We start from the raw sequence: 13,392 nt of genomic DNA on the forward strand, positions 1-13,392 counted from the left end.
AAACCTAGCTTGGCATGGGATCCGTAGTCGGCCGATGCGCGGGTAAGGTCTGCGGCTGTGAGTGGTAGTTCCGCAGCTCTTCAGCCTCCCGCCGACGCGGGCAAGCCCCTACGGCACCCCGACGCGCCCGCGCCCGGGGAACTCCTCGGCGCCCACTACGAACACTGCTTCGGCTGTGGCCCCGGTCAGCCCCACGGGCTGCACCTGGAGGCCCGGGCCGGCGAGGGCGTCTCGCTGACCGCCGAGTTCACCGTGCGGCCCGCCCACCAGGGCGCCCCGGGCCTCGCGCACGGCGGAGTGCTCACGGCGGCCCTGGACGAGACCCTCGGCTCGCTGAACTGGCTGCTGCGCACCATCGCCGTGACCGGACGGCTGGAGACGGACTTCGTGCGTCCGGTGCCCGTGGGTGCCACGCTGTTCCTGGCGGCCGAGGTCACCGCCGTCGCCGGACGCAAGATCTACTGCACCGCCACCGGGCGTATCGGCGGCCCCGACGGACCGGTCGCGGTCCGCGCCGACGCCCTCTTCGTCGAGGTCAAGGTGGACCACTTCGTCGACCACGGCCGCCGGGAGGAGATCCAGGCCGCCATGAACGACCCGGACCAGATCCGGCGCACCCGCGCCTTCGAGGTGAACCCGTGAGCCGTAGCCCCCTCGACGTGCTGATCCGCCGCGTGGACCCCGACGTTCCGCTGCCGGCGTACGAACACCCGGGTGACGCCGGAGCCGATCTGCGCACCACCGAGGCGTGCGAGCTGGCGCCCGGGGAGCGGGCCGTACTGCCCACCGGAGTGTCGATCGCCCTCCCGGAGGGGTACGCGGGGTTCGTGCACCCGCGGTCCGGTCTGGCAGCCCGCTGCGGTGTCGCCCTCGTGAATGCCCCGGGGACGGTTGACGCCGGGTACCGTGGGGAGATCAAGGTGATCGTGGTGAATCTCGACCCGCGCGAGAGCGTGCGGTTCGAGCGCTTCGACCGGATTGCCCAACTGGTCGTCCAGCAGGTCGAGAGGGTCCGCTTCCAGGAGGTCGCGGAGCTTCCCGGCTCGGCCCGGGCCGAGGGGGGCTTCGGGTCCACCGGCGGCCATGCCGCGGTGGGCGGCGACAGCGGCACAAGCGGTCAGGCCGCCGTAGGCGGTCCGACGGGTGGGAATCGATACGCTTCGGTCGTATCCGACCGGGAAGGACAGTGACGTGTTCGGACGTCGCAAGAAGAAGGGTGCCGCCGAGGACGCGGCCGGCGAGGCCGAGCAGGTCGTCGACAGCGTCGACACCGAGGCGGACGAGGAGGAGGGCGGGCGCGAGCGGCTCCGGCTGGAGCCCGGCCCCCGCCCCGACGGGCCGTGGGACAGCAGCGAGGTCCGCGACCCGGCCGAGGGCCGCGTCGACCTAGGCGGGCTGTTCGTGCCGGGCGTCGACGGCATGGAGCTGCGGGTCGAGGTGGCCGGTGACGCCATCGTCGCCGCGACCGTCGTCCTGCGCGACAGCGCCGTCCAGCTCCAGGCGTTCGCCGCGCCCAAGCGCGAGGGCATCTGGGGCGAGGTCCGCGAGGAGATCGCCTCCGGCATCACCCAGCAGGGTGGCATCGTCGACGAGGTCGAGGGCCCGCTCGGCTGGGAGCTGCGCGCCCGGGTGCCGGTGCAGCTGCCCGACGGCACCGGCGGCTTCCAGGTCGTCCGGTTCGTCGGCGTGGACGGCCCGCGCTGGTTCCTGCGCGGTGTGATCTCCGGGCAGGGCGCGGTGCAGCCGGAGGCCGCCGGACTGCTGGAGCAGATCTTCCGCGACACGGTCGTGGTCCGCGGCGAGGGCCCGATGGCTCCGCGCGACCCGATCGTCCTGAAGCTGCCGAACGACGCGCAGATGGTGCCCGAGGGTGTCCAGCAGGAGGAGAGCTCGCGCTTCTCCGGCGGGATGGGGCAGCTGCAGCGGGGTCCGGAGATCACGGAAGTCCGCTGACGGCCTCAGCGGATACACGGGCCGTGCCTTCGAAGGGCGCGGCCCGTTCTTCGCGGAGAAGCGTCGTCGGGGTGCCTCCTCGGTGCCGGGGGCCGGTCGTCCGCGGTCGCTCGCGCAGTTCCCCGCGCCCCTTCGGAGGCACTGTCGTCAGGGTTGCGTCAAAGTCGCCCCCTGCTCGTGCCTCCAGGCCCGAGCGTCGCGACGGCCGGCCGTAAGGTCGACGCTGCGTACACCTCGGGCACGGAAAGACGATGTGGGCATGGCACGCGGCACGCTTCGGATCCACCTCGGCGCGGCACCGGGCGTGGGCAAGACCTACGCCATGCTGGCCGAGGCACACCGCCGCGTCGAGCGGGGCACGGACTGTGTCGTCGCGTTCGTCGAGCACCACGGCCGGCCGCGCACCGAGGTGCTGCTGCACGGCCTGGAGCAGGTGCCGCGCGGACGGCTGGAGTACCGGGGCACCGTCTTCGAGGAGATGGACGTCGACGCCGTACTGCGCCGGGCCCCCGCCGTCGCCCTCGTGGACGAACTGGCCCACACCAACGTCCCCGGCTCCCGCAACGCCAAGCGCTGGCAGGACGTGGCGGAGCTGCTCGCCGCCGGCATCGACGTCGTCTCCACCGTCAACATCCAGCACCTGGAGTCACTCGGCGACATCGTGGAGTCGATCACCGGGGTGCGCCAGCGCGAGACCGTCCCCGACGAGGTCGTACGCCGGGCCGACCAGATCGAGCTGGTCGACATGTCCCCGCAGGCCCTGCGCCGCCGCATGGCGCACGGCAACATCTACGCGCCGGACAAGGTCGACGCCGCCCTGTCCAACTACTTCCGGCCCGGCAACCTCACCGCCCTGCGCGAGCTGGCGCTGCTGTGGGTGGCCGACCGGGCCGACGAGTACCTGACCCAGTACCGCAGCGCCCACCGGGTCTCGGCGATATGGGGCTCCCGGGAGCGGATCGTGGTGGGTCTGACCGGCGGCCCCGAGGGGCGCACCCTCATCCGCCGGGCCGCCCGGCTCGCCGAGAAGGGCGCCGGCGGCGAGGTCATGGCCGTCTACACGGCCCGCAGCGACGGGCTGACCTCGGCCTCCCCGAAGGAGCTGGCCGTCCAGCGCACCCTGGTGGAAGACCTCGGCGGAACGTTCCACCACGTGGTCGGCGACGACATACCGGCCGCCCTCCTCGACTTCGCGCGCGGGGTGAACGCCACCCAGATCGTGCTGGGCTCCTCGCGCCGCAAGACCTGGCAGTACGTCTTCGGACCCGGCGTCGGCGCCACGGTCGCCCGGGACTCCGGCCCCGACCTCGACGTGCACATCGTCACCCACGAGGAGGCCGCCAAGGGCCGGGGACTGCCCGTGGCCCGCGGCGGCCGGCTCGGGCGGGCCCGGATCCTGTGGGGCTGGGCGGTCGGCCTGGCCGGCCCCGTCGTCCTCGCGCTGGGCCTGAACACCGCCGGCCTCGGCCTCGCCAACGACATGCTGCTGTTCCTGGCCGTCACCGTCGCCGCGGCCCTGCTCGGCGGCCTGCTGCCCGCGCTGGCCTCGGCGGCCTTCGGCTCGCTGCTGCTGAACTACTTCTACACCCCGCCGCTGCACCGGCTGACCGTCGCCGACCCGAAGAACATCGTCGCCATCGCGATCTTCTTCGGGGTCGGCATGGCGGTCTCCTCGGTGGTGGACCTCGCCGCCCGGCGCACCGACCAGGCGGCCCGGCTGCGCGCCGAGTCGGAGATCCTCTCCTTCCTCGCCGGCAACGTGCTGCGCGGCGAGACCAGCCTGGAGGAACTGCTGGAACGGGTCCGCGAGACCTTCGCCATGGAGTCGGCCGCCCTGCTGGAGCGGGAGGGTGACGTGGCGCCCTGGACCTGCGCGGGCCGGGCCGGCTTCGGACCGCCGCTGGAGCGCCCCGAGGACGCCGACGTGGACATGCCCGTCGGCGACCACATGGCGCTCGCCCTCACCGGCCGGGTGCTGCCCGCCGCGGACCGCCGGGTGCTGGCCGCCTTCGCCGCCCAGGCCGCCGTCGTCCTGGAGCGCCGGCGCCTCCAGGAGGAGGCCGACCGGTCCCGCGCGCTCGCCGAGGGCAACCGCATCCGCACCGCGCTGCTCGCCGCCGTCAGCCACGATCTGCGCACCCCCCTGGCCGGCATCAAGGCCGCCGTGTCCTCCCTGCGCTCCGACGACGTGGCCTGGTCCGAGGAGGACCGAGCGGAGCTGCTGGAGGGCATCGAGGAGGGCGCCGACCGGCTCGACCACCTCGTGGGCAACCTCCTGGACATGTCCCGGCTCCAGACCGGCACGGTCACCCCGCTGATCCGGGAGATCGACGTGGACGAGGTCGTCCCCATGGCCCTGGGCGGCGTACCCGAGGACAGCGTCGGCCTGGACGTGCCCGAGACGCTGCCGATGGTCGCCGTCGACCCCGGGCTGCTGGAGCGGTCGGTGGCCAACCTGGTGGAGAACGCCGTCAAGTACAGTCCACCCGGACGGCGCGTCCTGGTGGCCGCGAGCGCCATCGCCGACCGGGTCGAGGTGCGCGTGGTGGACCGCGGGCCGGGCGTGCCGGACGAGGCCAAGGAGCGGATCTTCGAGCCCTTCCAGCGCTACGGCGACGCTCCGCGCGGGGCCGGCGTCGGGCTCGGCCTCGCGGTCGCCCGGGGCTTCGCCGAGGCCATGGGCGGCACCCTCACCGCGGAGGACACGCCGGGCGGCGGGCTCACCATGGTGCTGAGCCTGCGCGCGGCGGGACCGCGCCCCGAGCCGCTCCCCGCCGGGGAGCCCCGTACCGAACCGGAAAGGCACACCATATGACCCGGGTGCTCGTGGTCGACGACGAGCCGCAGATCGTGCGCGCCCTCGTGATCAACCTCAAGGCACGCGCGTACGAGGTGGACGCGGCCCCCGACGGCAGGACCGCGCTCGAACTCGCCGCCTCCCGCCACCCCGACGTGGTCGTGCTCGACCTGGGCCTGCCCGACATGGACGGCGTGGAGGTCATCCGGGGCCTGCGCGGCTGGACCCGGGTACCGATCCTGGTGCTGTCCGCCCGGCACTCCTCCGACGAGAAGGTCGAGGCGCTGGACGCGGGCGCCGACGACTACGTGACCAAGCCGTTCGGCATGGACGAGCTGCTGGCCCGGCTGCGGGCCGCGGTGCGCCGGGCCGAGCCGGCCGGGCCGGGCGAGGACGCCCTGGCGCTCGTGGAGACCGAGGGCTTCACGGTCGACCTCGCCGCGAAGAAGGTCCACCGCGGCGGCAAGGACGTCCGGCTCACCCCGACCGAGTGGCACCTGCTGGAGGTGCTGGTGCGCAACACCGGCCGCCTCGTCGGCCAGAGGCAGCTGCTCCAGGAGGTGTGGGGGCCGTCGTACGGCACCGAGACCAACTACCTGCGGGTGTACATGGCCCAGCTGCGGCGCAAGCTGGAGGCCGACCCGTCGCGCCCGCGGCACTTCATCACGGAGCCGGGGATGGGATACCGGTTCGAGAAGTGAGCCGGCGGGCGCTCCCAGCGCCCTGTCGGCCCCCTCGACGGCCCCGGTACGCTTCACATATGACTGCTGTTCCTCGTTCCGAAAAGCCGGCCGGCCGGTTCCGGCGCATGCTCGACCGGCTCTCCTCTTCGCAGGAGGACCTGGAGTCGGAGGAGCTGCGCGAAGACGCGGAGACGGCGGGCTGCATCAAGATCGGCGACTGCCACGACCGGCAGATCGTCACGGTAACTGGTACCTTGCGCACGGTCACCCTGCGCCCGCGCGCCGGAGTCCCGGCCCTGGAGGCCGAACTCTTCGACGGCTCCGCCGCGCTGGACGTGGTGTGGCTCGGCAGGCGCTCCATCGTGGGGATAGAACCCGGGCGCAAGCTGATCGCATCGGGCCGGATCTCCATGAGCCGGGGCCGCCGGGTGCTGTTCAACCCGAAATACGAACTGCGACCCCTCGGACGGGAGTAGCCGGTGACGTCCCTCGACAAGCCGACCGAAGACACCGACCAGCCCCAGCCCGGCGACGCCCGAGCGGTGACCGAGGCGGCGCTCTTCGAGGCCTTCGGCGGGGTCCGCGGCATGGTCGAGACGGTCGTGCCGGGCCTGCTCTTCGTCACGATCTTCACGCTCAACAAGAACCTGCACCTGTCCGCGATCGCCGCGCTGGCGGTGTCCCTGCTGCTGGTCGTGGTCCGGCTGGCCATGCGGGACACCGTCAAGCACGCCTTCAGCGGCGTCTTCGGCGTGGTCTTCGGTGTCGTCTTCGCGATGTTCACCGGCAACGCCAAGGACTTCTACCTCCCCGGCATGCTCTACACCCTGGGCCTGGCGGTGGCGTACATCGTCACGACCCTCGCCGGGGTGCCCCTCATCGGCCTCATCCTGGGGCCGGTCTTCAAGGAGAACCTCTCCTGGCGCACCCGCAACCCGGGCCGCAAGAAGGCGTACGCCAAGGCGAGCTGGACCTGGGGCCTCATCCTGCTCGCCAAGTGCGCGATCCTCTTCCCGCTGTACTGGTGGGCCGACACCACCCAGCTCGGCTGGGTCCTGGTCGCCCTGAAGATCCCGCCGTTCCTGCTCGCGGTATGGCTCACCTGGGTCTTCCTGGCGAAGGCACCCGCGCCCATCGACGTGTTCGCGGAGATGGAGGCGGAGGAGAAGGCCGAGGAGGAGCGCAAGGCCGCCCTCGCCGCCGGGACCGCGACGACCGCCGACACGAGCGGGGGCCGGCACCGCCGGGAGGCCTGAGCGGCCGTCCTACGGCGACGAGCGGCCGTCGTACGGCGACGCCGGTCGTCATGCGGCGACGCCGGCCGTACGCCGACAGACAGCCGTCCTACGACGACGAAGGGCGCCCTTGGCGACAAGGGCGCCCTTCCGCGTCTCCGGGATCAGCCTTCGCGGCGTACCGAGAGCAGTTCCTCCAGCTGCTCCTCCCGGGCCTGGGCGGCCACGAACAGCAGCTCGTCGCCCGGCTCCAGGGAGTCCTCCTTGGAGGGGGTCAGCACACGGGTGCCGCGGATGATCGTGACCAGGGAGGTGTCCTCCGGCCACTCCACGTCCCCCACCTGGGTGCCGGCCAGGGCCGACTCCTCGGGCAGGGTCAGCTCGACCAGGTTGGCGTCGCCGTGGCTGAAGCGCAGCAGCCGGACCAGGTCGCCGACGCTCACCGCCTCCTCGACCAGCGCCGACATCAGGCGCGGGGTGGAGACGGCCACGTCCACGCCCCAGGCCTCGTTGAACAGCCACTCGTTCTTGGGGTTGTTCACCCGGGCGACGACACGCGGGACGCCGTACTCCGTCTTCGCGAGCAGCGAGACGACCAGGTTGACCTTGTCGTCGCCGGTCGCGGCGATCACGACGTTGCAGCGCTGGAGCGCCGCCTCGTCCAGGGAGGTGATCTCACAGGCGTCGGCGAGCAGCCACTCCGCCTGCGGGACGCGCTCGACCGAGATGGCGGTCGGCGCCTTGTCGATCAGCAGGACCTCGTGGCCGTTCTCCAGCAACTCGCCCGCGATCGAGCGGCCGACCGCGCCGGCCCCGGCAATGGCGACCCTCATCAGTGACCGCCCTCCTCTTCCGGGCCACCGGCGAACGCCGCCTCGACCTTGTCCACGTCGTCCGTCCGCATCATCACGTGCACGAGGTCGCCCTCCTGCAGCACCGTCTGGGAGGTGGGCAGGACCGCCTCGCCCAGCCGGGTCAGGAACGCCACCCGGACGCCCGTCTCGTCCTGCAGCTTGCTGATCTTGTGGCCGACCCACTTCGGGGAGGCGTGCACCTCGGCGAGCTGCACCCCGCCGGTGGGGTCGCGCCACAGCGGCTCGGCACCCGAGGGCAGCAGCCGGCGCAGCATCTGGTCGGCGGTCCAGCGGACCGTGGCCACGGTGGGGATGCCCAGGCGCTGGTAGACCTCGGCGCGACGGGGGTCGTAGATGCGGGCCGCCACGTTCTGCACGCCGAACATCTCGCGGGCCACGCGCGCGGAGATGATGTTGGAGTTGTCACCGCTGGAGACGGCGGCGAAGGCGCCTGCCTCCTCGATGCCCGCCTCGCGCAGGGTGTCCTGGTCGAAGCCGACGCCGGTGACCCGGCGGCCCCCGAAGCCCGGGCCCAGCCGGCGGAAGGCGGTGGGGTCCTGGTCGATCACGGCGACCGTGTGGCCCTGTTGCTCCAGGGTCTGGGCAAGAGCGGAACCCACTCTTCCGCAGCCCATGATGACGATGTGCACGACCGTCCTTCCGGTGTTCAAAAGTTACTGCTCAAGCATCAGGGTCTCAGACCGGGGCCCAAAGCTGCACACGGGCGCCACGCACCCGGCACCCCCCCCGCCCCGACGTGGTGCACGACGCCGCGGAGTGATACTGCGCACGCCCTGCACGATCAGGATTCCGAGGCCGGCCGGGGCGGGCGGCGCCCCGAACAGCAGCGCGGGCACGGACGGCACACCCCCGGACTACGGCGGCAGACGGTGTTTGCCACCCGCGGACGGCGGGCACCCACACCACGGATTCCGAAGTTCCGCGTGCCCCCGATTTCACTCGTGAGGCAGATGCAGCACGCCGGGTGGGCGGGTGCCAGTTCGAAGGCTTACGATCCTCTCTCGTGTCCAAACTGACCGACGTGCCCAAACGGATCCTGATCGGGCGCGCACTGCGCAGTGACCGGCTGGGTGAGACTTTCCTGCCGAAGCGCATCGCACTGCCCGTCTTCGCCTCCGACCCGCTGTCCTCCGTCGCCTACGCGCCGGGGGAGGTCCTGCTGGTCCTGTCCATCGCGGGCGTGTCGGCGTACCACTTCAGCCCCTGGATCGCCGTCGCGGTCGTCGTGCTGATGTTCACCGTGGTCGCCTCCTACCGGCAGAACGTGCACGCCTACCCGAGCGGCGGCGGCGACTACGAGGTCGCCACCACCAACCTCGGCCCCCAGGCCGGCCTCACCGTGGCCAGCGCCCTGCTGGTGGACTACGTCCTGACCGTCGCCGTCTCGATCGCCTCCGGCATCGAGAACCTCGGCTCCGCGATCCCCTTCGTGGTCGAGCACAAGGTGCTCTGCGCGGCCGCCGTGATCGTGCTGCTGACGCTGATGAACCTGCGCGGCGTCAAGGAGTCCGGCAAACTCTTCGCCATCCCGACCTACGTCTTCGTCGGCGGCGTCTTCATCATGATCCTCTGGGGCGCCTTCCGGGGCCTGGTCCTCGGCGACACCATGCGCGCCCCGACGGCCGACTACCACATCAAGGCCGAGCACCAGGGCCTCGCCGGCTTCGCGCTCGTCTTCCTGCTGCTGCGCGCCTTCTCCTCCGGCTGTGCGGCCCTCACCGGCGTCGAGGCCATCTCCAACGGCGTCCCGGCCTTTCGCAAGCCCAAGTCGAAGAACGCGGCAACCACGCTCGCGATGATGGGCCTGCTCGCCGTCACGATGTTCTGCGGCATCATCGCCCTCGCCATGACGACGAAGGTCCGCATGGCCGAGACCCCGGCCACCGACCTGCTGCACCACGGCATCCCGGTCGGCCCCGACTACGTCCAGAACCCGGTGATCTCCCAGGTCGCCGAGGCGGTCTTCGGCAAGGGCAGCCTGCTGTTCGTCCTGCTCGCCGCCGCCACCGCGCTGGTGCTGTTCCTGGCCGCCAACACCGCGTACAACGGCTTCCCGCTGCTCGGCGCGATCCTCGCCCAGGACCGCTACCTGCCGCGCCAGCTGCACACCCGCGGCGACCGGCTCGCCTTCTCCAACGGCATCGTGCTGCTCGCCGGCGCGGCCATGCTGCTGGTGTTCATCTACGGCGCGGACTCCACCCGCCTCATCCAGCTGTACATCGTCGGCGTGTTCGTGTCCTTCACGCTCAGCCAGACCGGCATGGTCCGGCACTGGAACCGCCACCTCGCCGCCGAGAAGGACCCGGCCAAGCGCAGCCACATGATCCGCTCCCGCGCGATCAACGCGTTCGGCGCCTTCTTCACCGGCCTGGTGCTCGTCGTCGTCCTGGTCACCAAGTTCACCCACGGCGCCTGGGTGGCCCTGCTCGGCATGTGCATCTTCTACGCGACGATGACCGCCATCCGGAAGCACTACGACCGGGTGGCCGAGGAGATCGCCGCGCCCGAGGGCCCGAGCGACGACATGGTCCGCCCCTCCCGTGTCCACTCCGTCGTCCTCATCTCCAAGATCCACCGCCCTACGCTGCGCGCCCTGGCCTACGCCAAGCTGATGCGCTCGGACACCCTGGAGGCGCTGACCGTCAACGTCGACCCGGCCGAGACGAAGGCGCTGCGCGAGGAGTGGGAGCGGCGCGGGATCGACGTACCGCTGAAGGTCCTGGACTCGCCGTACCGGGAGATCACCCGACCGGTGATCGAGTACGTCAAGAGCCTGCGCAAGGAATCCCCGCGCGACGCGATCTCCGTGATCATCCCCGAGTACGTGGTCGGCCACTGGTACGAGCACCTGCTGCACAACCAGAGCGCCCTGCGCCTGAAGGGCCGCCTGCTCTTCACGCCCGGCGTGATGGTCACCTCCGTCCCCTACCAGCTCGCCTCCTCCGAAGCCGCCCGGGCCCGCGCCCGCAAGCGGCAGGAGTGGAACGCCCCGGGCGCGGTCCGCCGGGGCCCGGCCGTGGAGCGGTCCAAGGAGCCTTCGGGCAAGGAGTGAGGCGGGGCGTCCGGCAGGGACCGGGGGGAGACGGGGAGGACGTACACTGGTGGGCTGCCGACCGGCCCACCGGCTGCCGGCCGCTCCCGTCTTCCCTTGTCGTCCCCCGTACTCTCTTCGATCTGGAGTAATCCCACCATGCAGGCAGAACCGACCACGTCTTCGGTGGGTGAGGAGTACGAGGTCGAGATCGGCCCCGTCGCCCACGGCGGCCACTGCATCGCCCGCACGTCCGAGGGCCAGGTGCTGTTCGTCCGGCACGCGTTGCCCGGCGAGCGGGTGGTGGCCCGGGTGACCGAGGGCGAGGAGGGCGCGCGTTTCCTGCGCGCGGACGCCGTGCGGATCCTGGAGGCGTCCAAGGACCGCATCGAGGCGCCCTGCCCCTTCGCCGGCCCCGGCCGCTGCGGCGGCTGCGACTGGCAGCACGCCAAGCCGGGCGCCCAGCGCCGCCTCAAGGGCGAGGTGATCGCCGAACAGCTCCAGCGGCTGGCCGGCCTCACTCCCGAGGAGGCGGGCTGGGACGGCACGGTGGTCCCGGCCGAGGGCGACAAGCTGCCCGCCGGCCAGGTCCCGCAGTGGCGCACCCGCGTCCAGTACGCCGTCGACGCCGAGGGCCACGCAGGTCTGCGCCGGCACCGCTCGCACGAGGTCGAGCGCATCGACCACTGCATGATCGCGGCGGCGGGCGTCAGCGAGCTGGGCATCGAGAAGCGGGACTGGACCGGCATGGAGTCGGTCGAGGCGATCGCGGCGACCGGCTCGCAGGACCGTCAGGTGGTCCTCACCCCGCGCCCCGGCGGCCGGCTGCCGCTGGTCGAGCTGGACCGGCCGGTGTCGGTCCTGCGGGTGGACGAGAAGTCCGGCGGCGTGCACCGCGTCCACGGCCGCCCCTTCGTCCGCGAGCGGGCGGACGACCGGACGTACCGGGTGGGCGGCGGTGGCTTCTGGCAGGTCCACCCGAAGGCGGCGGACACGCTGGTCACGGCGGTCATGCAGGGCCTGCTGCCGCGCAAGGGCGAGATGGCGCTCGACCTCTACTGCGGCGTCGGCCTCTTCGCCGGCGCCCTCGCCGACCGCCTCGGCGAGCAGGGCGCGGTCCTCGGCATCGAGTCCGGCAAGCGGGCGGTGGAGGACGCGCGGCACAACCTGGCCGACTTCCCGCGGGTCCGCATCGAGCAGGGCAAGGTCGAGTCGGTCCTGCCGCGCACCGGGATCACCGAGGTCGACCTCGTCGTCCTCGACCCCCCGCGGGCGGGCGCCGGCCGCAAGACGGTCGCCCACCTCGCCACCCTCGGCGCCCGCCGCATCGCCTACGTCGCCTGCGACCCCGCTGCGCTGGCCCGGGACCTGGGGTACTTCAGGGAAGGCGGATACCGGGTGCGGACGCTGCGGGCGTTCGATCTGTTTCCGATGACGCATCATGTGGAGTGCGTGGCGATCCTGGAGCCTGCCGGGAAGGGTCGCTGACCTGCGGTTTCGATGGGTGCGCATGATGTGCGCTATGGGCGTTACGGGTGATATCTTGACGCTCAAATGACGCTCTGTGAGGTGTCTTGACGCTCATTTGACGCTCGTTCTGATGGGGCATCAGGTCTATCGCGTCGCTGTTCAGGTGGGCTCCTGGTTTCGTAGGTGTGGCGAGTTGCTGGGGACATCGGGGCCGCTCGCCCAGCCGTCACCGTCACCGGCTCACAGCCCCGAGCCAGCCTGTCTGCTGCCCAGGCTCGGGCTCGGGCTTGGGCGCCGGCAGCCGCCAGCGCCATCAGCCAAGTAAGCAGTTGTCCGGGTGATGTGACCGGTCACGGGCCGTCCGGGGGAGCGGGCTCGGCCGGGCGGTCGACGGGGGCCTCCGGCGTGCCCTGCAACCGCTCGGCCAGACCCGGCCAGCCCGGCTCGGACCCCAGACCGGAAGGGCGCCAGCCCAGCGGAGCAGGACGCTGCCTCCTCTGGGGCGCCAGAGCGCAGGCCCTCCACCAGCCTCCCTATGGCGATCGCGTACTTTGACGACCATGATGTCCGCTACAGGCCGACAGTTGGATGAGTGTTCCTCTCACGACTGCTTCGGAACCGGAAGCGCACACGCGACACGCGAATCACGCCTAAGCCGTATGTCCGTATTCAGCAATTCTGTTACTCGATGCTCACCCACAGAGGAACGAGCGATAGGCTATTTCCACTGCTCAAGCAGCCTGGCGGTCGCCCTCCGGGGCGACCGAGGATCGCAACTCCGTGACCCACGTGACCAAGTCGGCGATCACCGTGCTGGCGGTCGCCCTCCGGGGCGACCGAGGATCGCAACCGTCCAGCCGATGCCGGCGAAACCGTGGACGATCATCTGGCGGTCGCCCTCCGGGGCGACCGAGGATCGCAACGGTGAGCGCGGCCCTGGCCTCGCCCACGGTGCATGCGACTGGCGGTCGCCCTCCGGGGCGACCGAGGATCGCAACGATATGAGCGACGTCCGCCGCCTGGAGCGGCAGCTGCTGGCGGTCGCCCTCCGGGGCGACCGAGGATCGCAACCCGGTTGTCGTGGTCGAGCTGCGCGGCGTCACCCCGCTGGCGGTCGCCCTCCGGGGCGACCGAGGATCGCAACTACGGACCCAACGACACGACCAACTGCTACATCGACTGGCGGTCGCCCTCCGGGGCGACCGAGGATCGCAACCTGGAGGAAGTCACCGACCCTGCGGGCCGCGTCGGGGCTGGCGGTCGCCCTCCGGGGCGACCGAGGATCGCAACCCGGTTGTCGTGGTCGAGCTGCGCGGCGTCACCCCGCTGGCGGTCGCCCTCCGGGGCG

Annotated in this window: 11 protein-coding genes and 1 CRISPR repeat array; of the genes, 9 read left to right on the top strand and 2 right to left on the bottom strand. The window is 71.8% G+C overall.

The annotated features are described in order from the left end of the window. Positions 1-57: 57 nt before the first annotated feature. The 7 genes from ACZ4W9_RS36295 (at position 58) to ACZ4W9_RS36325 (ending at position 6,689) form a co-directional block, all read left to right on the top strand. Positions 58-642: a PaaI family thioesterase gene (locus ACZ4W9_RS36295; RefSeq protein WP_467943046.1), complete on the top strand. Its 585-nt coding sequence runs from the start codon at positions 58-60 to the stop codon at positions 640-642. Then, the gene (dut, locus tag ACZ4W9_RS36300) at positions 639-1,190 is read left to right on the top strand and encodes a dUTP diphosphatase (RefSeq protein ID WP_467943048.1); all 552 of its coding nucleotides are present in this window, start codon (positions 639-641) and stop codon (positions 1,188-1,190) included. The genes ACZ4W9_RS36295 and dut overlap by 4 nt, the downstream gene beginning before the upstream one ends. A 1-nt stretch (position 1,191) precedes the next feature. Continuing rightward, a complete protein-coding gene (locus tag ACZ4W9_RS36305; RefSeq protein WP_467943050.1) occupies positions 1,192-1,953 on the top strand; it encodes a DUF3710 domain-containing protein in 762 nt (253 codons plus the stop codon). Positions 1,954-2,212: 259 nt separating this feature from the next. Continuing rightward, positions 2,213-4,768 (top strand): DUF4118 domain-containing protein, encoded by a 2,556-nt coding sequence (locus ACZ4W9_RS36310; protein WP_467943052.1) that lies wholly within the window; start codon positions 2,213-2,215, stop codon positions 4,766-4,768. Next, positions 4,765-5,451: a response regulator gene (locus ACZ4W9_RS36315; RefSeq protein WP_467943055.1), complete on the top strand. Its 687-nt coding sequence runs from the start codon at positions 4,765-4,767 to the stop codon at positions 5,449-5,451. Before ACZ4W9_RS36310 ends, ACZ4W9_RS36315 begins: the two co-directional genes overlap by 4 nt. A 59-nt stretch (positions 5,452-5,510) precedes the next feature. Further along, positions 5,511-5,909: an OB-fold nucleic acid binding domain-containing protein gene (locus ACZ4W9_RS36320; protein WP_078844252.1), complete on the top strand. Its 399-nt coding sequence runs from the start codon at positions 5,511-5,513 to the stop codon at positions 5,907-5,909. A gap of 3 nt (positions 5,910-5,912) precedes the next feature. Beyond that, positions 5,913-6,689 carry a DUF3159 domain-containing protein gene (locus ACZ4W9_RS36325; protein WP_467943060.1) on the top strand — a complete coding sequence of 259 codons (777 nt, stop codon included), beginning with the start codon at positions 5,913-5,915 and terminating at the stop codon, positions 6,687-6,689. Between the two features lie 143 nt (positions 6,690-6,832). On the opposite strand, the gene ACZ4W9_RS36330 is transcribed toward ACZ4W9_RS36325, so the two are convergent. Together ACZ4W9_RS36330 and ACZ4W9_RS36335 are read right to left on the bottom strand one after the other, a co-directional pair. Then, entirely contained in the window at positions 6,833-7,501 is a 669-nt protein-coding gene (locus tag ACZ4W9_RS36330) for a potassium channel family protein (protein WP_467943062.1), read from the bottom strand. After that, a complete protein-coding gene (locus ACZ4W9_RS36335) occupies positions 7,501-8,172 on the bottom strand; it encodes a potassium channel family protein (RefSeq protein ID WP_467943064.1) in 672 nt (223 codons plus the stop codon). The genes ACZ4W9_RS36330 and ACZ4W9_RS36335 overlap by 1 nt, the downstream gene beginning before the upstream one ends. A gap of 374 nt (positions 8,173-8,546) precedes the next feature. Here ACZ4W9_RS36335 and ACZ4W9_RS36340 point away from each other — a divergent pair, with 374 nt between their 5' ends. Then, positions 8,547-10,595, top strand: a complete 2,049-nt coding sequence (locus tag ACZ4W9_RS36340) for an APC family permease (RefSeq protein WP_467943066.1) — start codon at positions 8,547-8,549, stop codon at positions 10,593-10,595. 138 nt (positions 10,596-10,733) lie between these two features. Next, positions 10,734-12,062 carry a class I SAM-dependent RNA methyltransferase gene (locus ACZ4W9_RS36345; protein ID WP_467943068.1) on the top strand — a complete coding sequence of 443 codons (1,329 nt, stop codon included), beginning with the start codon at positions 10,734-10,736 and terminating at the stop codon, positions 12,060-12,062. Positions 12,063-12,784: 722 nt separating this feature from the next. Continuing rightward, positions 12,785-13,334: a CRISPR direct-repeat array (repeat unit 37 nt; unit sequence CTGGCGGTCGCCCTCCGGGGCGACCGAGGATCGCAAC). Positions 13,335-13,392 lie beyond the last annotated feature (58 nt).

The organism is Streptomyces sp. NPDC029296 (assembly GCF_055569255.1).